Raw genomic sequence first — 20,843 nt, 5'->3', positions numbered from 1 at the left:
GGAGGAGGCTGGGGCGGTCCCTGGACGCGGCTAGGCCAGGAAGTTGATGGCCGCCTGCTTGAAGGCCCGGGACGTCACGGCGTTGGCGTGGGTCCGTCCCGGCAGCCACAGCAGCTCGGCCTGTCCGGACAGAGCCGCCAGCTCCGGGGCGCCCGCTGCGAGAATGTCCCGGTCCCCGGCCACCAGCAGCAGCGGCATGGCGGGGACGGCCTCCGCGGGGACAAACGGCTCTTCCTTGGCGGCCTCGACCATGTTCAGCAGGGCAGGCACGTCGTTGCCGGGAACGAGGGTGGCCATGCGCAGCAGTTCGGCAGTGGTTTCATCGGCCACCGCTCCGCCTCCCGCCAGGTTCTCCCGGGCTGCGGAGAGGTCGAAGTCCGCCAGCGGATCGCCGCTGCCGGGTCCGCCGAGGACCATGCGGTGCACCAGTTCCGGCTGGGTGGCGCCGAACTCCCAGGCCAGCCGGGACCCCAGCGAATATCCGATGATGTCAACGCCGGTTGTCGGATCGTCGGCGGCCAGCGGACGCACTCCGGCGTCCATCAGCAGCTGCAGCAGGTCCGCGCGGATCCGGCTGGGACGGTAGGCGTCCAGATCCGCGGGCGCGGCGCTTCGGCCGTGCCCCGGCAGGTCCACGGTGAGCACCGTCCGCCCCGCGGCGGTCAGGGCGCCGATCCAGCCGGAATCGTGCCAGTTCAGCTGCGACGAGGAGGCGAAGCCGTGCAGCAGGAGGATCGGCCGGGAGGCGGCGCCGTCGTCGGGCGTTATGATTTCGGCGAAAAGCTGCGGATCGGTGCCCTCGACGGTGTGTGTCCTCAGTTCCATGGCTTAGTCCTCGTCCAGTGCCGCGGTCAGGCGGACGCGGCGGCGCGCCGGTGCCTCCTGCGGTACGGTTCCCACGATGCCCGCGGTGTTGTCCGGCACCTCGAAGATGATCAGCGGTTCACCGACGTTGATCTTCTCGCCCGGCGATCCGTAGGTGCGGGCTACCCGGCCCGCCTGCGGTGACGGCAGCTCGACCGCTGACTTGGAGGTTTCCACCTCCACGAGCGGCTGGTTCCGTTCCACCTGATCGCCCTCGGCCACCAGCCATTCCAGCACGGTGGCCTCAATCAGGCCTTCGCCGAGGTCCGGCAGGGGAAAGGGGATTTCAGCCACGTCGATACTCCAATACTCGCTGGATCCCGAACAGGATGCGGTCAATGTTCGGGATGTACTCATCTTCCAGGTCACCTGAGGGATACGGTACGTCGAATCCGGTGACCCGCTCAACCGGCGCCCGCAGGGTGCCGAAGCAGCGCTCGGTCACCAGCGCGGCGACCTCCGCCCCGAGTCCCGAGGTCAGCGGCGCTTCGTGCACGACGACGGCGCGCCGCGTCCGCGCCACCGACGCCGCCAGCCCGGCGGCGTCGATCGGCTTGAGCCAGCGCAGGTCCAGGACTTCCACCTCGATGCCGTCCTCGGCCGCGAGCTCGGCCACCTGCAGGCAGCGGGCCACCATGGCCCCCCAGGCGATGAGCGTGACGTGCTTGCCGGAACGGACCACCTTGGAGCCTAGGGGAGAGCCGCCGTCGGCCGGGAGAACTTCGCCCTTCTGCCAGTAGCGGGACTTGGGCTCCATGAAAATTACCGGATCGGGGCGAGCGGCGGCGTACTTGAGCAGGTGGTAGGCCTCGTGCGGGTTCGACGGCGAAACCACTTTCAGGCCCGGAACGTGGGCAAACAGCGCCTCGAGGGATTCGCCGTGGTGCTCGGGGGCGCGGATCCCGCCGAAGCTGGGCACCCGGAGCGTGACCGGCATGGGCAGGGTTCCGCGGCTGCGGTAGTTCATTCGCGCCAGCTGGGTCACGATCTGGTTCACCGCGGGGTAGGCAAAGCCGTCGAACTGCACCTCGGGAATGGGATGGAACCCGGCCATCGCCAGTCCCACCGACATGCCGAGGATGCCCGACTCAGCCAGCGGCGTGTCCAGGACCCGGTCGGCGCCGAAGCGCTGCTGCAGGCCGTCGGTGATGCGGAAGACGCCGCCGAGTCGGCCGACGTCCTCGCCCAGGATCAGCGCCCTCGGGTTCTGCTCCATGATCTCGGTCAGGGCGCGGTTCAGGGCAGCCTGCATGGACAGCGTTACTGCCGGGCCGGAGCCGGCGGTTCCGGAATCTGCGGCCAGGTCCGAGCTGCCGGTCATCTGGTCAGTCATGTTCGGATTCCTTCCGCCAGGCACTGGCCTGATCTGTCAGCTGCTGCGTGGATTCGGCGAAGACAAACTCGAACATCTCCGAGCCGGGCCGCGGCCTCAGGGCCTGGACTCCGTCGCGGACGGTGTCGGCGGCGGCCAGCGCGTCGGCCTGCGCGGCGTCCAGGAAGTCGGAGTCGGCGTGGCCGGACGCCAGGAGCTGCTCCGCCAGCAGTGCGACGGGATCGGCGCCGGCGTCGCGCCGTTCCTCGTCCAGCGTGCGGTAGCGGCCGGGATCGTCGCTGGTGGAGTGCGGGCCGCGCCGGTAGGTCATGGCTTCAATCAGCACCGGTCCGTGGCCGGCCCTGGCGTGGGCCAACGCTTCACGGGTGGCGCGGACGACGGCGGTGACGTCGTTGCCGTCCACCGTCAGGGACTTCATGCCGTAGCCCGCGGCGCGGGCCGCCACACGGCCGCCGGCCACCTGAGCCTCGGTGGGCAGCGAGATGGCCCAGCCGTTGTTCTGCACGAAGAAGACCACGGGGGCCTTGAGTACCGCGGCAAAGTTCATGGCTTCGTGGACGTCGCCCTGCGAGCTGGCTCCGTCGCCGAAGTAGGTCAGCGCCGCCGGGAGGCCGGCTGCCGGGGCGGCGTCAGGCTCGCCGTCGGACGGGGTGGCGGCTGCGGGGGCGCCGTCGGGAGGGGCGGTCTCTGCCGTGGCGTCTGCCTGCGTGGCGTCTGCCTGCGTGGCGTCTGCCTGCGCGGCCAGCCGCTGGCCGTGAGCCCAGCCCACGGCGTGCAGCACCGACCCGCCCACCACTGCTTGGATGGGCGCCAGCCGGGTGGTCACCGGATCGTACAGCCCGCCGTGCCAGGACGCCTGGTGCGTGGCCATGTACTGCACCATGTCCACGCCCAGGGTCAGCGCGGTGCCCATTTCCCGGTAGGTGGGGAAGATGAAGTCGCGGCTGGTGTCCATGGCGAAGGCGCTGCCCACCTGGGCTGCCTCCTGCCCGAGCTCCGGCGCGTAACCGGGAATGATGCCTTGGCGCTGCCAGGCGACGGCGGCCAGGTCGAGCTGCCGCACCGCGGTGAGCAGCCGATAGAGCCGGCGCAGTTCGTCACCGGAAAGTTCCGGAACCTGTGTTGTGACTGGGACCATATGTCGAAACCTAACCGGCGCGGTTCTGCAGTGCAATCCGTTCGCCGCGGGATGTACAGCCTGCCTGATCCTGCTCATCGGCAGGACGATGCCCTGTACAAAGTGTGCAGTGTACAAAGTGCGCACCGGTTGTTTCGGAGCGGTGGCTCCGGGGCCGGCTCGCAGTGCGGGGCCGGGCCTGCTTCGGCGGGATCGGTTCACCGAGAGTGCAGCTTTGCCGGGATACCTGCTCCCGTGCCTCATCGAGAGCGCAGGTGTGGCGGGATCGGTTCACCGAGAGTGCAGCTTTGCCGGGATACCTGCTCCCGTGCCTCATCGAGAGCGCAGGTGTGGCGGGCTCGACGCCGCGGAACCCGCCATAGCTGCACCCTCAATGCAGTCAGCCCGATCCAAGCCGCCATAGGTGCACACTCGGCACCGCAGGCGCCCCGATCGTCGGCCGGGCGTCCAGCGTGGTCTTGCACAGTTTTGCGCGAAGACTGGCTTTTATTTATTTACCGCGTATGGTCTGAGCTATCCGTATTTTCTTTATGAGGAGCCTAAATTGTCAGGTAAATCCCCACAGGGTTCAAACGAGAAGAAGCCGGGCAAGTCGATCAAGGACAAGCGGGCCGAAAAACGAGCAAAAAACTCCAGCGATTCAGAGCTGATTCCCAAGAAGCGCAAGGGGCAGTAGCAGGGGCGTTTGCCGGCACTGACCTCGCCCGGGCTGGGCGGTGTGTTCGCCCGCCCAGCATCGCCCAGCACCGGGCAGCACCCTGCGGCCCGCCTCACTTCACCTCGGCGGTTGAGGGCTGCGCGCCACCGGGTGGAGCTGCGCGCCACCGGGTGGAGCTGCGCGCCACCGGGTAGAGCACCGGGTGGGGATCATGCCGGACACGAGCGGCCCAGGCGGCGTCACGCCGCCTGTGGCGGCTTGGGGACTTTTATGTCGGGAATAGTCGCGACATTTCCGAACACGGTCTTTCTTTTTATGCCCGGGGTGGAAATGCGTCGTTATGTACTCAGGTATAAACAACGCGGCGGGGTCGAATTGCCCGGTAATTTCCCCAAGAAACCCCGCCGCATTCCGTGGAGCAGGCCACCACCCGCCGGGCGGCTACCGGAGTTGGCTGCCGGACTGCGTCGTTTTGCGGTCCAGCAGCCAGGCGGCGGTGCCCAGGGCGCAGGTCAGGGCCAGTGTCGCCACGAGCTGGATGCGGACGGCGGAGTCCAGGAAGCCGAGCAGCACGATGCCGGCCAGCAGGGCCAGGGCAAAGTAGGAGAGCCAGGGGAAGGCCCACATCTTGAAGCTGAGCTCCATGCCCGCCGCCTCAGCCCGGCGGCGCAGGATGATCTGCGAAACGATCGATACACCCCAGACGACCAGGCAGGTTGAACCCACGAGGTTCAGCAGGATCATCAGGACCGTCTCCGGGTAGAGGTAGTTCAGCACCACGGCCAGGAAACCGAACGCCACCGAGGCGCCGACGGCTGCCCGCGGAACCCCGTTGGCGCTCTTGCGGCCCAGGGCCTTGGGGGCGCGGCCCCTCTCGGCCAGGGAGAACACCATCCGGGACGCGCCGTAGAGATTCGCGTTCAGCGCGGACAGCAGGGCCACCACAATGACCACAGCCATGACGACGTCGGCGCCCGGCACCCGGGCCGCGGCAAGGGCGGCGACAAAGGGGCCGGTGCTGAGGGAATCGCTGTCCCACGGCAGGATGGTGACAATCACGAGCACCGAACCGATGAACAGGATCAGGATGCGCCACACCACCGAGTTGATGGCCTTTGCAATGTTGGTGGCCGGGTTCTCGGTGTCTGCGGCGGCGACGGCGACAATCTCGGTGCCGCCGAAGGCGAAGACCACCAGCAGCAGCCCGGCACCCACTCCGCTCCAGCCGTGGGGCATGAAGCCGCCGTTGCCGGTGAGGTTGCTCAGGCCCGGGGCGGGAACACCGGGCAGCCAGCCGGCGATGAAGGCGATGCCGACTCCGAGGAAGGCAACGATGGCGAGCACTTTCAGGAGCGCAAACCAGTACTCGAATTCGCCGAAGCTCGCCGCACCCCCCAGATTGATGGCGGTGAAGAGGCTGATGAAGACCAGTGCCAGCACCCACTGCTGGGAGCCGGGCCACATGGAGGCCACGATGGCCGCCGCAGCAGTGGCCTCCGCCGCGATGACGATCACCAGCTGCAGCCACCACAGCCAGCCGATGGTGGTGCCGACAGGCCTGCCCAGTGCCTTTTCCGCATAGACGGAGAAGGCGCCGCTGCTGGGATCCGCGGCGGCCATCTCGCCCATCATCCGCATGACGAGGATGACCATGGTGCCCGCGATGAGGAAGGACAGCAGGACCGCCGGCCCGGCAGCCTGGATGCCGGCTCCGGAGCCGACAAACAGTCCGGTGCCGATGGCGCTTCCCAGGCTCATGAACACCAGATGGCGGGGGCGCATCTTCCGCACGGTGGGCGGCTCCGCCGGAATCGGGGTGCCTGATCCGGAAGGACCGGTTGCGGACGTTCGGGTGGTCATGAAAGGAGGCGCCTTTGAGGTTGGGGGATTGCCATGAAGCGGCCTAACCATCTTATGCCTCGGGCACCGGCTACAAGGAATGCACCGTGTTTGTGCCAGAATGCTTACAGTTTGCACAGCTGATCGCGGTGCAGGAGAGGGAAACATGCCTACCGACGCCCTGGACGCCCGCATCATTGCACTGTTCACCGACGAACCCCGGATGTCCGTGCTGGAGGCGTCGCGCACACTGCAGGTGGCGCGTGCCACGGTTCAGGCGCGGCTGGACCGGATGCAGCGGCTGGGGGTCATTGCCGGGTGGGGTCCGCGGGTGGATCCTGCCGCCCTGGGCTACGGAGTGGTGGCCTACTGTTCCCTGACCATCAGCCAGGACACCGGGCACGCCGCCGTCGTGCACGCGCTGGAGCAGATCCCGGAGATCCAGGAAGTCCACACCGTCTCGGGCGAAAGCGATCTGCTGGCGCGCGTGGCGGCCCGGTCCAATTCGGACCTGCAGCGCGTCATCGATTCGATCGTCGCGACCCGGACCATCGTGCGGTCGTCGTCAGTGATCGTGCTGAACACACATTTTGAAGGCCGCACCCTGCCCCTGCTCCGGGCCGCCTCCGAATAGCGGACCACCTCCGCACAACAGGCGGCGTGGACAGCCGCTCCCCGGGTTGCGGGTGCTGCACCGGCGCGTCCACTGTGGTCCTCGTTACACTCGGGGCATGAAATCGAAGTCCATCGTGCCCCCGCCGGCTGCCGCGGCGCTGGAAGCCGGGTCGGCTGCCGCCGCGAAGCTCTCCCGCCTCATCACCTGCCGAACCGTGTCCACACGGGATCCGCAGGACATCGAGATTGCCGAATTCGACAGCTTCATCGGGGCGCTGCCGGAGTTGTTTCCCCAGGTTCACCGGAACCTGACGCTGGAGCGGGTGAACGGGTACGGGCTGCTCTATCACTGGAAGGGGGCAACTCCGGCGGTCCCAGTCCCCGGCTCCGGGAGCGCGGAAGCCGGCGCGGAGGCGAACGGCAGTCCGCTGGTCCTGATGGCGCACTACGACGTCGTCCCCGTGACGGATCCGGGTTCGTGGGATCATCCGCCCTTCTCCGGGGCCATCTCCGACGGCAGGATCTGGGGACGCGGAACACTGGATGACAAAGGCGCCCTGGCCGCGATCCTGCAGGCCGTGGAACTTCTGCTCGAGGAGGGTTTCGTTCCGGCGCGGGACGTCTACCTGTCCTTTGGGAACAATGAGGAAACGGCGGGGACCACCGCCGGAGTTGCTGCAGCTCTGCTGGCCAGCCGGGGGATCCGGCCCTGGCTGGTGCTGGATGAAGGCGGAGCGGTGGCCACGCAGGCTTTTCCGTTTGTGAACCGGCCGGTGGCCGTGGTGGGTGTTACCGAAAAAGGAATCCTGGACGTGGAACTCTCCACCGAGGATTCAGGGGGTCACGCGTCCACGCCGCACAGCCGGGGCGCCACGGCCCGTCTGGCCCGGGCTGTCGTCCGGCTGGACGAGAACCCGTTGCCTGCCTCCCTGCCCAACCCCACGGTGGAAATGTTCGGGCGGCTGGCTTCCGCCGCCCGCTTTCCGGCGCGGCTGGTTTTTCGGAACATGGGACTCTTCCGGCGGCCGCTCACCATGGTGCTGGCCCGCATGGGCGGAGAACCCGGTGCCCTGACACGCACCACTGTGGCCGTGACCCAGCTGCGGGGCAGCAGCGCCGCCAACGTGCTGGCGTCCCGGGCGACGGCCAACGCCAATATCCGGATCGCCGTCGGGGACACGGTGGAGGGGACGGTCAGGCGGTTGAAGCGGATCATCAGGGACCCATCGGTGTCGCTGCGGGTGGTTGAAGGCAATGAACCGTCTCCGGTGTCGGCCACCGACAATGACCAGTTCGCCCTGCTTGCCAGGACCATCACGGCAGTCTTCCCGGACGCCGCGCCCGCTCCGTACGTCATGCTCGCCGGGACCGACTCCAGGCGCTTCACCGGAATCTGCGACGCGGTGTACCGGTTCGCCCCGTTCCGGATGGACCGCCAGGCCCGGGCCAGCATCCACGGAGACAACGAATCGCTGGGAGTGGAGACCTTCGGCGAGGGGATCCTGTTCTACGTCCGCCTGCTGCGCAGCCTCGAGGCCGCCCGGTGAAGCCGGCCGCCGACGTCGGGCGCCGCAGCCTGCGCTCGCTGGGACCGGTGGTGTTCTTCTTGGCCCTTGTCGAAATCACCAGCGGCATCCTGCAGGGGTACTACACGCCGATCCTCACCGACATTGCCCGCCGCCTGGGCATCAGCGACGGCGACGTCAACTGGTTCGAGGCCGCGCAGCTGATGCTCAGCGCGCTCGCCGTGCCGGTCCTGGCCAAGCTGGGCGATATCCACGGGCATAAGCGGATCCTGCTGGTCTCCACCGTGGTAACTGCCGCCGCGTCCTGGGGCGTGGCCTTTGCGCCGGACTTCTGGACGTTCCTGGCGGCCTGGTCGCTGCAGGGGTTTTACGTGGTCTGGCTGCCTTTGGAGATCGCGCTGATTTTCGGCAGGGCTGCCGGGTCCCTGGGCGGCGCGGCCCTGACCCGCAAGGCAGCCGGGTTGCTGGTCGGCGCCCTCCAATTCGGCGTTATTGTCGGAGCGCTGGCTGCCGGTGCCCTGGTGGAAGTCTTCGCCGGCAGGCTGGAGCTCACCCTGATGATTCCCGCAGCGGCCGTGACGCTGTGCATCGCCGCCATCCACTTCGGTGTTCCGGAAACCACCGACCGCGCCGGCGGGATCCTGGACGGCCGGGGCTTCCTGCTGCTCGCGTTCGGACTGCTGCTGATCACGTCCGGACTGAGCTTCCTGCGGATCAACGGTCCGGGCACCTGGTGGGTCTGGCTGGTCCTGCTGTCCGGGGTGGCAGCGCTCGTGCCGTTCGTCCGCTACGAACTGGGCCTGGCCGATCCGCTGGTGGACTTCCGAATGCTGCGGGAGAAATCCATGTGGCCTGTCCAGCTCACCGCCGGCCTGTTCGGGATTTCGGTCCTCGGCGCGCAGGCGCCCATGTCCACTTTCGCCCGCACTGACCGCGGGGTGCACGGCTACGGCCTGGGGCTGGACGCGGGGGACGTGTCGATCATCATCGGGTCCTATGTGCTGTCAGTGCTCCTCGGAGCCCTGATTTTTCCGGTGGTTGCGCGGCGCACGACGCCGAGGCTGACCCTCTGCGGTGCCGCGGCGCTGGTGGGCATCGGCTACCTGCTGTTCCTGCCCTTCCACGACACCCTGGCCCATACGCTGACCAACATGATCGTTGCCGGGCTGGGCTCGGGTGCGCTGGTCGCCGCGCTGCCCTCCGCCGCGGCCGCTGCCGCCCCGCGAAACCGCACCGGCATGGCCACCGGCCTCACGAACACCACGAAGACCATCGGCGGGTCGTTTGCCTCAGCGGTGTTCGGAATAGCGCTGCTGAGCGCGGCGACTGACGCCGTGGCCGGAGGCACGGGCCTGCAGACCGCGGCGCCCCTGTCGGGCTATCTCACGGTGTGGGCCGTGTGCTCGGGAACGGGCTTCCTTGCCGCCGGCTTGCTGCTGCTGGTGCCGCGGCCGGCGTTTTCGGACGTGCCGCTCACGGCTGCCGACACCGGCACCCCCGGACCGTAGGGGCGGTTACTCCAACCCGGGGAACGTAACGCCGGTGAGCTTGGTGCTGACCTCCCATAGCCGGCGGGCGGCGTCCGGGTCCCGGGCCTGGGGCGCCGGAGTTACCGGGGCGGGCTTGCCGTGCAATGTGCCGCGCAGCTGTCCGGGACCGTCCGGCCCGTAAAAGTCCCCGCCCCGCACCTCGGGAGCCGTAGCGGCATACAGCGTGGGGAGCGCCCCGAGTGCCCCGTTCTGGCCCAGCAGGCGGAAGAAGGCACCCAGGACGTCCAGGCTGGCGGGGTGGTTCATGCCGGAGGTGAGGTTGGTGCTGGCGAAGCCGGGATGGGCCGCTGCGGCGATGAGGTTCTCGCCGCGGGCCTCGAGACGGCGGGAAAGCTCGAAGGTGAACAGCAGGTTGGCCAGTTTGCTCTGGTTGTACCGCGCCCAGGGCCGGTAGCTGCGTGCGGCGTCCAGATCGTCGAAATACATCCTTCCGCCGCGGTGGGCGAGGCTGGAGACGGTGACCACGCGCGGAGCGCGGGCGGCCCGCAGCATCGGCAGCAGCAGCCCGGTCAGTGCGAAGTGGCCCAGATGGTTCACCCCGAACTGGAGCTCGAACCCGTCAGCCGTGGCGCGGTGCGGGGTGGCCATGACCCCTGCGTTGTTGATGAGCAGGTCCACCGGGGCCTCCTGCGCGGCGGCGAAGGCCCGCACGGAGGCCAGGGAGCCCAGATCCAGCGGGCGCACCCGCACCCGGTCGCTTCCGGTCTCGGCGCGGATCCGCTGCAGCGCCGCTTCGCCCCGCGCTGCGTTCCGGCAGGCCAGCTCCACGCGGGCGCCCTTCGCGGCGAGGACGAGGGCGGTCTGCAGTCCCAGGCCGCTGTTGGCGCCCGTAATGACTGCGGTTTTTCCGCTCTGGTCGGGGATGCTGTCGGCGCTGAAGGTTTCCACTGCTGGCTCCCGCCGTGGTTCGGATCAGGCGGTGCTAGTCGTCGCTGGCGGCCAGGCTGGCCAGCACCTTGTCCGTGAGGAGCTTGAGCTGGTTGAGTTCCTCGCTGCTGAGCGCCGGCGAGAGCAGCTCATGGATTCCCTGCACATGGACCCGGCCCAGGCGGCGCTGCATGTCCCGGCCCTCGTCGGTCAGTGCCAGCTCAACGCCGCGCTGGTCGTTCTGCGCCGGACGGCGCTGCACCAGCCCCTTGGCCTCCATCCGTTCCACCATGCGGCTGAGGCTCGGCTGGCTGATCAGCAGGTGCTCATTGAGCTCGTTCAGGCGGATCCAGCCGGTGGGGCAGCGGGTGAGGTTGAACAGGACGTCGTACTCGCGCATCGTCAGGTTCTTGAACGCCGGATCCTTCTGGAGCCGCCTCATCACCCCCACCTGGGTCCGGAAAAGGGACTCCCAGGCCTCTGCTGCCTGTCGAACGGGGACGCTGCTGGTATCCGGGGACATGCCTCTACCCTACTGAAAAGAAGGAGCCGCTGATGCACGTGACGCTGCGGCTACCCGTGCGGCATGCGTAGGACCGTCCGGAACATCGGCCGGGCGGCGGGAGTCGAATTCTCGGCGCAGCTCCGGCAGCACGTATTCGCCGAAGAGGTCCAGCTGCTCCAGCACGGTCTTCAGGGGCAGGCCGGCATGGTCGATCAGGAAGAGCTGGCGCTGGTAGTTTCCGAAGTATTCCTGGAAGGACAGGGTTTTTTCGATCACTTCCTGCGGGCTGCCCACTGTCAGCGGGGTCTGCGCGGTGAAGTCCTCCATGGTGGGGCCGTGGCCGTACACCGGGGCGTTGTCGAAGTACGGACGGAACTCGTTCACGGCGTCCTGGGAGTTCTTCCGCATGAAGAACTGGCCGCCCAGGCCTACGATCGCCTGATCGGCGCGGCCGTGGCCGTAGTGCTCGTAGCGTTCGCGGTACAGACCGATGAGCTGCATGTAGTGCTCCTTCGGCCAGAAGATGTTGTTGGCGAAGAAGCCGTCGCCGAAGTAGGCGGCAATCTCCGCCACCTGCGGCGTGCGGATGGAGCCGTGCCAGACGAAGGGGGCGACGCCGTCGAGCGGACGGGGCGTGGCGGTGAAGTTGTGCAGCGGGGTGCGGAACTTCCCCTCCCAGTTCACGGTGTCCTTGTCCCAGAGCTGGCGGAGCAGGCTGTAGTTCTCCACTGTCAGCTCCACGGAGTCCTGCATGTTCTTGCCGAACCAGGGGTAGACGGGGGCGGTGTTGCCCCGGCCCAGGACCAGGTCCACCCGGCCGTCGGAGAGGTGCTGGAGCATGGCAAAGTCCTCGGCGATCTTCACCGGGTCATTGGTGGTGATCAGCGTGGTGGCGGTGGAGAGGATGATCCGCTCGGTCTGCGCCGCAATGTAGCCCAGCAGCGTGGTGGGGGAACTGGCATAAAACGGCGGGTTGTGGTGCTCGCCGGTGGCATAGACGTCCATCCCGATTTCTTCGACCTTCTTCGCGATGGCCACGGCGGACTTGATCCGTTCGCCTTCCGTGGGGATCCGCCCGGTGACGGGGTCGCGGGTGATGTCGCTGACGCTGAATACGCCGATCTGCATGGTGTCCTCCGATGGTGTTCCGGCGGCTGCCGAACCGAACTGCTCCAAGTATATGCATTTGCATCTACACGGTGCCACAACGACGGTTCGGCACGAATCATTCCGTGGGGCCGGCACCTGCCGGGGTGAATCCGCCGGATGCATCGGCGGATCCGCCCCGCCGCTTTTCCCGCGACCCCTCCACCAGCCGGTACAGCACCGGCACCAGGATCAGGGTCAGCACGGTCGAGGACACCAGTCCGCCGATCACCACGATGGCCAGCGGCCGGGAAATGAAGCCGCCCTCTCCGGTGACGCCCAGCGCCATCGGGGTCAGCGCAAACACCGTCGCCAGCGCGGTCATCAGGATGGGGCGCAGCCGCTGCCGGGCACCCTTCATGATGGCATCCGGGACGTTCATTCCCGGCCGCCCGTCGTGCGGCCGGCGGTACTGGTTGATCAGGTCCACCAGCACGATGGCGTTGGTCACCACAATGCCGACGAGCATCAGCATGCCCACCAGGGAGGGAAGACCCAGCGGCACCCCGGTGACCAGCAGCAGCAGGATCGCCCCGGTGGCGGCAAACGGCACGGAGACGAGCAGGATCAGCGGCTGGACCAGGGATTTGAACGTGGCCACCATGATCACGTACACAATGGCGATGGCCGCCAGCAGCGCCAGTCCGAGCTGGGTGAAGGACTCGTTCTGCTGGGTGGCGGCACCGGAGAGGGTGGCGGTGACGCTGGCCGGCAGCTCCAGCCCGTCGAGCTGGGCCTGCACCTCGGTGATCGCCGCCCCCAGGTTGTCGCCCGCCGGGGCCACGGAGACGACGGCGGTGCGCTCGCCGCCGGAGGAGGAAATCGACGTCGGGACATCCACTTCCTCGACCGTCGCCAGCGAGCTCAGCGGCACCGTGCCGGAGCCGGCGGGCACCGGCACGGCACTGAGCTGCTCAATGCTGGTGACGGTGGTTCCCTCGCCGATCAGGACCGGGAAGTCGTCGGTGCCGATCCGGATGGTTCCACCCGGCAGCGGACTCAGGGTCGAAGCCACCAGGCCGGCGATCTGCTGCTCATTCAGCCCGGCCGCCACCGCCTTGGCGCGGTCGATCGAAATCTGGACCACGGGGGAGGAGGAGGACAGGTTGCTGGTGACTTCGGCGGCTGCGGGCAGCTCGGACATCGCCTCGGTGACCTGCTCGGCGGCCGGCTGCAGCTCGGCGGGATCACCGGCGGAGAGGCTGATGTCCACGGTGTTCGAGGTGCCGAAACCGCCGCCGGTGGTTCCCAGGGTGAGGTTCCCGGCGTCGTCGTCCAGGCCGTCCAGCTCGGCGCTGACGGTCTCCCGCAGCGCCACCTGGTCCACCCCGGGCTCGGTGATGACGGTGTACGAAGCCACCGCGGATCCACCGGCGGTAAAGGCGGCAAACCCCGAACTCGAGGTGCCCATGGTGACCTGGACATCCTTGATGCCCTCGGTGCCGCGCAGCGTCTCCTCCACCTCTTCGGCAGCCGCCGAGGTGGTTTCCAGTGCGGTGCCCGGCGGCATTTCCTGCCGCACGCTGAAGGTGTTCTGCCCGGTGTCTCCGAGCAGGTTGGTCTGCAGCAGCGGGGTCATCGCCGCGGTTCCGACCAGGACGACGAGGCCGGCGGCCAGGGTGTAGACGGGATGCCGCTGCGTGGTGCGCAGGATCGGCAGATAGCCGCGCTGCAAGGGTGTCCGGGACTCCCGGGCTTCGGCGTCGGCCCGGTACGCGGCGGGATCGGCGACCGGGGGAGATGACTTCAGGAACCAGTACGCCAGCACCGGCACAATCGTCAGGGACACCAGCAGCGATGCCAGCAGCGCCAGAGAGGTGGTGATGGCGAACGGCCGGAAAAGTTCACCGGCCAGGTCGCCGACAAACGCAATCGGCGCAAAAACGGCCACTGTGGTCAGGGTCGAGGCGGTGATGGCGCCGGCCACTTCGCGGACGGCGGTCAGGATGGCGGTCCGCTTGTCGGTGCCGTAGCCCAGGTGCCGCTTGATGTTTTCAATGACCACAATGGAGTCGTCCACCACGCGGCCGATCGCAATGGTCAGCGCGCCCAGGGTCAAAATGTTCAGGGAATACCCGAACGCCAGCAGGCCGATGAACGTCACCAGCAGGGACAGCGGAATGGACACGGCGGTGACCAGGGTGGAACGCACCGAGAGCAGGAAGACCAGGATCACCAGGACGGCGAAGCCCAGGCCCAGGATGCCCTCGGTGGTCAGGTTCGAGATGGACTCTTCAATGAAGGGCGCCTGATCGAAGACAACGGTGAATTTCGCGCCGTTGCCGAGCTCGGATTCCAGTGCCGGCAGCAGGTCCAGAACCTCGTGCGAAATGCCCACGGTGTCGCCGGCGGGGGTCTTGGTGATGGACACCGCCAGCGTCGGCTCCTCGTTGGTGCGGGTGATGGAGGTGTTCTCGTCTTCGGCGATGTCCACGGTCGCGACGTCGCCGATGGTCACCGGATCGGCGCCCGCTCCGGAGTCCTGCGTGGATTCGACCGGAAGGGCGGCGATTTTCTCCAGGCTGTCCAGCGGGCTGCCCACCTGGATGGGCAGGGTCCGCGTGTCCTCGGAAACGGTGCCGGCAGGAACCAGGGCGCCGCTGTTTTCCAGTGCCTCCGAGATGGCCGACGGCGCAACCCCCAGGGCGGCAAGGGCCGCGGAGTCGGGAAGAATGGCGATGCTCCGGGTGGAGCCGCCGGTGACTTCGGCGGTCCGCACCCCTTCGATCTTCTGCAGCCGCGGAACCGTCAGCCGCTGCAGTTCGCTGTTGAGCTCGGCCAGAGGCTGATCCGAGGACACGGCCATGTACACGATCGGGAAGTCGCTGATGCTGCCGGCCAGGGACTGTGGATTCACGTCGTCGGGCAGCAGTTGCCGGGCGTTCGAGATTGCCCGGTCCACCTGGCCGCGGGCGCGGTCCAGGTCGGTGCCGTAGGCAAAGGTCAGGTTGATGGTGGAAATTGAGGAACGCGAGGTGGCCGAGGAGGACTCCAGGCCTTCGACAGCGGTGAGCGCGCCTTCGAGGGGTTCACTGATCTGCTTGTCCACCACCTCCGGGGACGCGCCGGGCAGGGCCGTGATCACGCTGATCTGCGGGAACTCCAGTGAGGGGATGAGCTCCTGCTTCAGCGACCCCATGGAGATCACGCCGAAGACCACCGTGAAAACGGTGATCAGGGCAATGAGCGCCCGGTTGGAGAGGGAAAGCTTGGCCAAGCGGTCCATGAGCCTGCCTTAGGAAGGGCGGAACTGACGTAGATCGGCAAAACGTTCCGGACGGGGAAACCGTACCGGTGCAAATAGTTCGAAGGACCGGGCCGACCGGATGGGTCGGCCCGGTCCAACGGGTAAAAATGATGCGGCGGTGCGGTTAGTTCAGGCCGAGGACGCGGTTGGTGTCCTGGGTGATTTCGTCCAGCAGGGACTCATTTTCGTTGAGCTTGACGCCGTAGCCCGGGATCATGTCCTTGATCTTGGCCTCCCAGCCGCCGAATTCGGCGGGGAAGCAGCGCTTGAGCAGGTTCACCATGATCGGCGGAGCGGTGGAGGCGCCCGGGGAGGCGCCCAGCAGGGCACCCACGGAGCCGTCAGCGGCGGTGATGAGTTCGGTGCCGAACTGCAGCACGCCGCCCTTCTTCGGATCCTTCTTGATGACCTGCACGCGCTGGCCGGCGGTGATCAGGTCCCAGCCCTCGGTGACAGCTCCGGGAACGAATTCCTGCAGCGCCTTGGTCTTGCCCTCGCGGGTTTTCAGCACTTCGGTGATCAGGTACTTCACCAGGGACATGTTGTCCTTGCCGACGGCCAGCATCGGCAGCAGGTTGTCCGGGCGGACCGATCCGGGCAGGTCCAGGTAGGAACCGCTCTTGAGGAACTTGGGGGAGAAGCCGCCGTACGGGCCGAACAGCAGCGAACGCTGGCCGTTGACGAAGCGGGTGTCCAGATGCGGCACCGACATGGGCGGGGCGCCCACCGAGGCCTGGCCGTACACCTTGGCGTTGTGCCGGGAGATGATCGAGTCGTCGGTGGAGCGCAGGAACTGGCCGGAGACGGGGAAGCCGCCGAAGCCCTTGCCCTCGGGAATGCCCGAGGCCTGGAGCAGATGCAGGGCACCGCCGCCGCCGCCGATGAAGACAAAGCGGGCCGAAACCGTCCGGGACTGCCCGGTGGCGCGGTTCTTGACCTTGACGTCCCAGCCGCCGTTGGAGGACCGGGAGACGTTGTTGACCTCGTGGCCGTAGTTCATCTCCACGCCGTTGTTGCCCAGGTAGCCGGTGAGCTCTCGGGTCAGGGCGCCGAAATCGACGTCGGTGCCGCCCGCGACGCGGGAACCGGCAACACGCTGGGAGGGGTTCCGGCCCTCCATGATCAGCGGAGCCCATTCGGCCAGCTTGGCCGGATCCTCCGAGAACTCCATGGTCTTGAACAGCGGCTGCGCGCTCAGCGACTCGTAGCGGCGGCGCAGGTATTCGGAGTGCGCGTCACCCCAGACGAAGCTCATGTGCGGCAGCGGGTTGATGAAGCTGTTCGAGATGTGGCCGGAGGAGACCATGTGGGACCAGAACTGGCGCGAAACCTGGAACTGTTCGTTGATGCCCACGGCCTTCGCCGGGTCAACGGAACCGTCGGCCGCTGCGGGGCTGTAGTTCAGCTCGCAGAGCGCGGCATGGCCGGTGCCGGCATTGTTCCAGGGGTCCGAGCTTTCCAGCCCGGCACGGTCGAGGCGCTCAAATAGGGAAATGTCCCAATCAGGCTGGAGCTGCTTCAGGAACGCCCCGAGGGTCGCGCTCATGATGCCGCCGCCGATCAGCAGAACATCGGTTTTGGTTGCGGACTTGTCCGCCGGGCTATTAGCAGTCAACTTCATATCTCCAGTCGCGAGGGCGCTAGCCCTAGAAGCGTATCGCTACCGGTCCCCTTACTAAAATCACCTGAGCTTGCCGGAGCGCGGGGTGCAGGTACTTACGGTTCGCGGAGCTCGATCCGGTTGAAGACTTCGTTGAGCAGGGGAGAGGTCGGATAGACGGCGACTCTGGGGGAGAACGCCAGCGCGGAGATCGGAAAGGCCAGCGGAATGGCCGGCACCCGGGTGGCGATCCGGTCGCTGATGGCCGTGTACGCCTCGGTCTGTTCCGGTCCGGATTCCAGGGTGCGTGCCCGGTCAATCTTGCTCAGCAGCTGCGCGTCGTCGTAGGCGAATTCCTCGGTGTAGCTGCCGAACAGGCTGCCCACGAAGTTGTCCGGATCGTCGTAGGTGCCGCTGATGCCCAGCAGGTGCAGGGCGCGGTCACCGCTGCGCTGCACGCTCTGCAGATAATCGTCGGACCATTCCACCGGAACCGGCTTAATATTCAGGCCAACGGCAGTTAGCTGGCGGCTGAGCTCGGCGTACACCCGCTCCGGTGTCGGCAGATAGGCGCGGGTGACGTGGCGGGGATAGTGGAAGGGCAGTTCGGCGCCCTTGTAGCCGGCCTCCTTGAGCAGCTCGGCGGCCCGTTCGGGGTCGTATCCGTAGCTGGTCACGGATCCGGAGGAGACACCGAGCTTTTCGGGAACGAACTGGTTGGCCTGCTTGGTTCCGTTCAGGAACAGTCCCTCCAGGAGCGCGTCCTTGTCGATGGCGTGGGCAATGGCCTGGCGCATCTTGACGTTGTCCAGGCCCGGGAAGGCCTGGTTGATGCCCAGATACAGGACCGAGTACGGGTCGCGCTGCAGGATCTGCAGGCCGTTGCGGGCCAGGTCGTCCACATCGGCCACGGTGACGAGGTCGTAGCCGTCCACCTGCCCGCTTTTCAGGGCGCGGAGCCGGCTTTCGGGACTGGTCATCGTCTTGAAGACGATGCCCGCGATCTGCCCGCGTTCGCCCCAGTAGTCGGGGTAGGTTGCCAGGCGCACTTCGTCGCCTTCCCAGGATTCCAGGAAGAACGGTCCGGTGCCCACCGGGTGCAGGGCATATTCCGAGAGCCTCTGGCCGTCCTTTTCGGAGCTGAGGGCATCGGCGTTGAACTGCCGGAGGGCCTTGGGCGAGGACATGGCAAACTCGGGCGAGGCCAGTGCCGGAATGAATCCGGTCAGGCGCGTGGCCAGGTCGATCTGAACCGTGTGTTCGTCCACTGCGGTGCAGGATTTGTACACCGCCAGTTCCGGACGGTCCGAATAGGAGTTGAAGACTGACTGGTAGGCAAGATTGCCGACTCCACGGGCGGAGGCGGGCAGGTGGTACCAGCGCTCAAAATTCGCGCAGACGGCGTCGGCGTTGAACGGCTCCCCGTCGTGGAAGGTGACGCCCTTGCGCAGCGCGAAGGTGTAGCTGCGGCCGTCCTCCGACTCGGTCCAGCTCTCGGCCAGCAGCGGGGTGGGCGCGGAGGTCAGGGCATCGACGCCCACGAGGCCCTCGAAGATCTGGCGCGTGACCCGGTGGCTCTCGGTGTCGGTGACCAGGGCCGGATCCAGCCCCGACGGGCGTGCGGCGGTGGCGAAGGTGAAGGTGGCGCTGGGTCCGCCCTGGGAGCCGGAGGCGGAAGCCGAAGCGGTGGCGTTGCTGTCGGGCGGGGTGGCGGTGCATCCGGCGAGGGCGAGTGCCCCGAGGAGGGCACCGGCCCGAAGGAAGGAGCGGCGGCCGATGCCGGGATCTGTCACAGCTGTTGTTCTCCTCCGGGACGCTCCATCCCTGGTGTGGTCTGACGGTTCTCGCACGGTGGTGCCTAACGGTGTTTCCATCGCTGTTTTCGGCACCCGTGCCCGAGTGCATGGCTGGCCATGTCTGGACAATATGCGTGGATTGCCAGTCTAAATGAAAAAAAACCGGCAAGGGCCGGTGAGACACGGCTCACACCACTGCTCCAAGTAAGGCAGGATAGGGAAATGACTGAAATCAGCCCTGACGTTCCCCTGCTTGAGGTGACCGATCTCGCGGTTAACTTCCGGACCACCGACGGCGAGGTGCAGGCGGTGAAGAGCGCCTCCTTCGCCCTTCCCCGGGGAAAGACGCTGGCCATTGTGGGCGAGTCGGGATCCGGAAAGTCCACCACCGCCATGGCCGTGATTGGCCTGCTGCCGGGCAACGGCAAGGTCGCCTCCGGCAGCATCCGCTTTGACGGAACCGAGCTGGTGGGGATGCCCGAGGCCAAGATGCGGGCCATCCGGGGGCGCTCCATCGGGCTGGTGCCGCAGGATCCGATGTCCAACCTGAACCCGGTCACGAAGATCGGCACCCAGGTGGCGGAGACCCTGCTGGTGCACGGGATGGCCACGTCCAAGGACCTGGACCGCAAGGTCATCGAGGTCCTTACCGCAGCGGGCCTGCCCGACGCCGCGGAGCGGGCCAAACAGTATCCCCATGAGTTCTCCGGCGGCATGCGCCAGCGCGCACTGATCGCCATTGGCCTGGCCTGCCGGCCGCGGCTGCTGATCGCTGATGAACCGACGTCGGCCCTGGACGTGACGGTGCAGCGGACGATCCTGGACCAGATCGGCAAGATGACCGAGGAACTGGGCACCTCGGTGCTGCTGATTACGCATGACCTGGGGCTGGCCGCCGAACGCGCTTCCGAGCTGGTGGTGATGCACCGCGGGCTGGTGGTGGAAACCGGCCCCGCCCGCCAGCTGCTGGAGGATCCGCAGCATCCCTACACGCAGGCCCTGGTTTCAGCGGCGCCCAGCGTGGCAGCCGTGCGGCTGAGCCCCGGTGCCTTTACCGTGCCGGCGGCCCAGCGGTTGAAACTCGCCGAGCAGGCCTTCGCGGAGCGCGACGGCGAAGCGGGGCTGGCCGACGACGTCGCCGTCGCCGGGGCGGCGGGGCACGACGCCGGGGACGCCGGTGCCGGCAGCACGGCCGCACCGGACAACATCGTGGAAATCCGCGACCTGACCAAGGTGTTCAAGATCCGCGGGCGGTCCGAGGACTTCTATGCCGCGCACAACGTGACCCTGGACATTCCCCGCGGCCGGACCGTGGCGATCGTGGGGGAGTCCGGCTCCGGCAAGACCACCACCGCCAGGATGCTGCTGAAGCTGATTGAACCCACCAGCGGAACGATTACCTTCGACGGGATCGATGTTGGAGGCTTGGAAAAGGGCAAGCTGCGTGCATTCCGGCAGCGTGTCCAGCCGATTTTCCAGGATCCGTACTCCTCCCTGGATCCCATGTTCACGATCGAGCGGATCCTGGACGAGCCGCTGAAGACGTACAAGCGCGGGTCCAAGATCGAGCGGGCCGCGCGGGTGCGTGAGCTGATGGAGCAGGTGGCGCTGCCGCAGTCGATGCTGCGCCGCTATCCCGCGGAGCTGTCCGGCGGGCAGCGGCAGCGCGTGGCGATTGCCCGGGCGCTGGCGCTGAAGCCCGAGCTGATCGTCTGCGACGAGCCGGTGTCGGCCCTGGACGTGCTGGTTCAGGCGCAGATCCTGAAACTGCTGGGTGACCTGCAGGCCGAACTCGGACTGAGCTACCTCTTCATCTCCCACGACCTGGCCGTGGTCCGGCTGATCTCGGATTACGTCTGCGTCATGAAGGACGGGGAGCTGGTGGAAGCGGCGTCGTCGGAGGAAGTCTTTTCGAACCCCCGGCATCCCTACACGCGGAAACTGCTGGCTTCGATCCCGGGCAACGAACTGGACATCTCCGAGGACGAGCTGGCCTCCTGATCCCGGCCTCCTGATCGGGAAGGTTCCGGGCCGGGGAACCGGCCCGGGACCAAAGGCTTTAACCGGGGCCAAGTCCTCAAAGACAGGCAGAGGTGGCGCCCCCCGGGGGGGCCGCTCTGCCGGGGGTTTGTGTGGTGGTGTTTGGGGGGTTGGGGGGG

At 67.3% G+C, this 20,843-nt stretch carries 16 protein-coding genes; 5 read left to right on the top strand and 11 right to left on the bottom strand.

From position 1 onward, the window contains the following. Positions 1-30: 30 nt before the first annotated feature. The 4 genes from QNO00_RS03785 to QNO00_RS03770 form a co-directional block, all read right to left on the bottom strand. Positions 31-825, bottom strand: coding sequence for an alpha/beta fold hydrolase (locus QNO00_RS03785; RefSeq protein WP_284023680.1), 795 nt, complete (start codon positions 823-825; stop codon positions 31-33). 3 nt (positions 826-828) lie between these two features. Then, on the bottom strand, positions 829-1,158 hold the full coding sequence (locus QNO00_RS03780) for a biotin/lipoyl-containing protein (RefSeq protein WP_284023679.1): 330 nt from the start codon (positions 1,156-1,158) through the stop codon (positions 829-831). After that, positions 1,151-2,116 (bottom strand): alpha-ketoacid dehydrogenase subunit beta, encoded by a 966-nt coding sequence (locus QNO00_RS03775; protein ID WP_284023734.1) that lies wholly within the window; start codon positions 2,114-2,116, stop codon positions 1,151-1,153. The genes QNO00_RS03780 and QNO00_RS03775 overlap by 8 nt, the downstream gene beginning before the upstream one ends. A gap of 73 nt (positions 2,117-2,189) precedes the next feature. Continuing rightward, complete coding sequence (locus QNO00_RS03770; RefSeq protein ID WP_284023678.1) at positions 2,190-3,335, bottom strand: thiamine pyrophosphate-dependent enzyme; 1,146 nt, start codon at positions 3,333-3,335, stop codon at positions 2,190-2,192. Between the two features lie 544 nt (positions 3,336-3,879). On the opposite strand from QNO00_RS03770, the gene QNO00_RS03765 reads away from it, so the two are divergent. Continuing rightward, positions 3,880-4,011, top strand: a complete 132-nt coding sequence (locus QNO00_RS03765; RefSeq protein WP_269439146.1) for a hypothetical protein — start codon at positions 3,880-3,882, stop codon at positions 4,009-4,011. Between the two features lie 423 nt (positions 4,012-4,434). On the opposite strand, the gene QNO00_RS03760 is transcribed toward QNO00_RS03765, so the two are convergent. Next, on the bottom strand, positions 4,435-5,853 hold the full coding sequence (locus QNO00_RS03760) for an amino acid permease (RefSeq protein ID WP_442860479.1): 1,419 nt from the start codon (positions 5,851-5,853) through the stop codon (positions 4,435-4,437). Positions 5,854-5,998: 145 nt separating this feature from the next. On the opposite strand from QNO00_RS03760, the gene QNO00_RS03755 reads away from it, so the two are divergent. The 3 genes from QNO00_RS03755 (at position 5,999) to QNO00_RS03745 (ending at position 9,481) form a co-directional block, all read left to right on the top strand. After that, complete coding sequence (locus tag QNO00_RS03755) at positions 5,999-6,466, top strand: Lrp/AsnC family transcriptional regulator (RefSeq protein WP_229965253.1); 468 nt, start codon at positions 5,999-6,001, stop codon at positions 6,464-6,466. A 97-nt stretch (positions 6,467-6,563) separates the two neighbouring features. Beyond that, on the top strand, positions 6,564-7,994 hold the full coding sequence (locus QNO00_RS03750; protein ID WP_284023677.1) for a M20/M25/M40 family metallo-hydrolase: 1,431 nt from the start codon (positions 6,564-6,566) through the stop codon (positions 7,992-7,994). Next, entirely contained in the window at positions 7,991-9,481 is a 1,491-nt protein-coding gene (locus QNO00_RS03745; RefSeq protein WP_284023676.1) for an MFS transporter, read from the top strand. The genes QNO00_RS03750 and QNO00_RS03745 overlap by 4 nt, the downstream gene beginning before the upstream one ends. A 6-nt stretch (positions 9,482-9,487) precedes the next feature. Here the strand turns inward: QNO00_RS03745 and QNO00_RS03740 are convergent, their stop codons facing one another. The 6 genes from QNO00_RS03740 to QNO00_RS03715 form a co-directional block, all read right to left on the bottom strand. Further along, a complete protein-coding gene (locus QNO00_RS03740) occupies positions 9,488-10,411 on the bottom strand; it encodes an oxidoreductase (protein ID WP_284023675.1) in 924 nt (307 codons plus the stop codon). A 34-nt stretch (positions 10,412-10,445) separates the two neighbouring features. Beyond that, the gene (locus tag QNO00_RS03735) at positions 10,446-10,913 is read right to left on the bottom strand and encodes a MarR family winged helix-turn-helix transcriptional regulator (protein WP_229965257.1); all 468 of its coding nucleotides are present in this window, start codon (positions 10,911-10,913) and stop codon (positions 10,446-10,448) included. 9 nt (positions 10,914-10,922) lie between these two features. Beyond that, positions 10,923-12,023 carry an LLM class flavin-dependent oxidoreductase gene (locus QNO00_RS03730; RefSeq protein ID WP_229965258.1) on the bottom strand — a complete coding sequence of 367 codons (1,101 nt, stop codon included), beginning with the start codon at positions 12,021-12,023 and terminating at the stop codon, positions 10,923-10,925. A gap of 97 nt (positions 12,024-12,120) precedes the next feature. Beyond that, positions 12,121-15,267 (bottom strand): efflux RND transporter permease subunit, encoded by a 3,147-nt coding sequence (locus QNO00_RS03725; RefSeq protein ID WP_284023674.1) that lies wholly within the window; start codon positions 15,265-15,267, stop codon positions 12,121-12,123. 145 nt (positions 15,268-15,412) lie between these two features. Next, positions 15,413-16,909: a malate:quinone oxidoreductase gene (locus QNO00_RS03720; protein WP_284023673.1), complete on the bottom strand. Its 1,497-nt coding sequence runs from the start codon at positions 16,907-16,909 to the stop codon at positions 15,413-15,415. A 95-nt stretch (positions 16,910-17,004) separates the two neighbouring features. Next, positions 17,005-18,681: an ABC transporter substrate-binding protein gene (locus QNO00_RS03715; RefSeq protein ID WP_284023672.1), complete on the bottom strand. Its 1,677-nt coding sequence runs from the start codon at positions 18,679-18,681 to the stop codon at positions 17,005-17,007. Between the two features lie 225 nt (positions 18,682-18,906). Between QNO00_RS03715 and QNO00_RS03710 the strand changes: the two genes are divergently transcribed. Next, positions 18,907-20,685 carry a dipeptide ABC transporter ATP-binding protein gene (locus QNO00_RS03710; RefSeq protein ID WP_284023671.1) on the top strand — a complete coding sequence of 593 codons (1,779 nt, stop codon included), beginning with the start codon at positions 18,907-18,909 and terminating at the stop codon, positions 20,683-20,685. Positions 20,686-20,843 lie beyond the last annotated feature (158 nt).

Origin of the sequence: Arthrobacter sp. zg-Y1219, from assembly GCF_030125545.1 — a bacterium.
In the GTDB taxonomy this organism is placed as follows: Bacteria; Actinomycetota; Actinomycetes; order Actinomycetales; family Micrococcaceae; genus Arthrobacter_B.
This window is presented reverse-complemented; position numbering and strand designations above follow the sequence as displayed.

Bases quoted from the DNA above. Each gene is read 5' to 3' on its own strand.
- QNO00_RS03725 (WP_284023674.1), bottom strand. From the start codon at position 15,267: ATGGACCGCTTGGCCAAGCTTTCCCTCTCCAACCGGGCGCTCATTGCC.
- QNO00_RS03750 (WP_284023677.1), top strand. From the start codon at position 6,564: ATGAAATCGAAGTCCATCGTGCCCCCGCCGGCTGCCGCGGCGCTGGAA.
- QNO00_RS03735 (WP_229965257.1), bottom strand. From the start codon at position 10,913: ATGTCCCCGGATACCAGCAGCGTCCCCGTTCGACAGGCAGCAGAGGCC.
- QNO00_RS03755 (WP_229965253.1), top strand. From the start codon at position 5,999: ATGCCTACCGACGCCCTGGACGCCCGCATCATTGCACTGTTCACCGAC.
- QNO00_RS03760 (WP_442860479.1), bottom strand. From the start codon at position 5,853: ATGACCACCCGAACGTCCGCAACCGGTCCTTCCGGATCAGGCACCCCG.
- QNO00_RS03720 (WP_284023673.1), bottom strand. From the start codon at position 16,909: ATGAAGTTGACTGCTAATAGCCCGGCGGACAAGTCCGCAACCAAAACC.
- QNO00_RS03710 (WP_284023671.1), top strand. From the start codon at position 18,907: ATGACTGAAATCAGCCCTGACGTTCCCCTGCTTGAGGTGACCGATCTC.
- QNO00_RS03775 (WP_284023734.1), bottom strand. From the start codon at position 2,116: ATGCAGGCTGCCCTGAACCGCGCCCTGACCGAGATCATGGAGCAGAAC.
- QNO00_RS03785 (WP_284023680.1), bottom strand. From the start codon at position 825: ATGGAACTGAGGACACACACCGTCGAGGGCACCGATCCGCAGCTTTTC.
- QNO00_RS03730 (WP_229965258.1), bottom strand. From the start codon at position 12,023: ATGCAGATCGGCGTATTCAGCGTCAGCGACATCACCCGCGACCCCGTC.
- QNO00_RS03770 (WP_284023678.1), bottom strand. From the start codon at position 3,335: ATGGTCCCAGTCACAACACAGGTTCCGGAACTTTCCGGTGACGAACTG.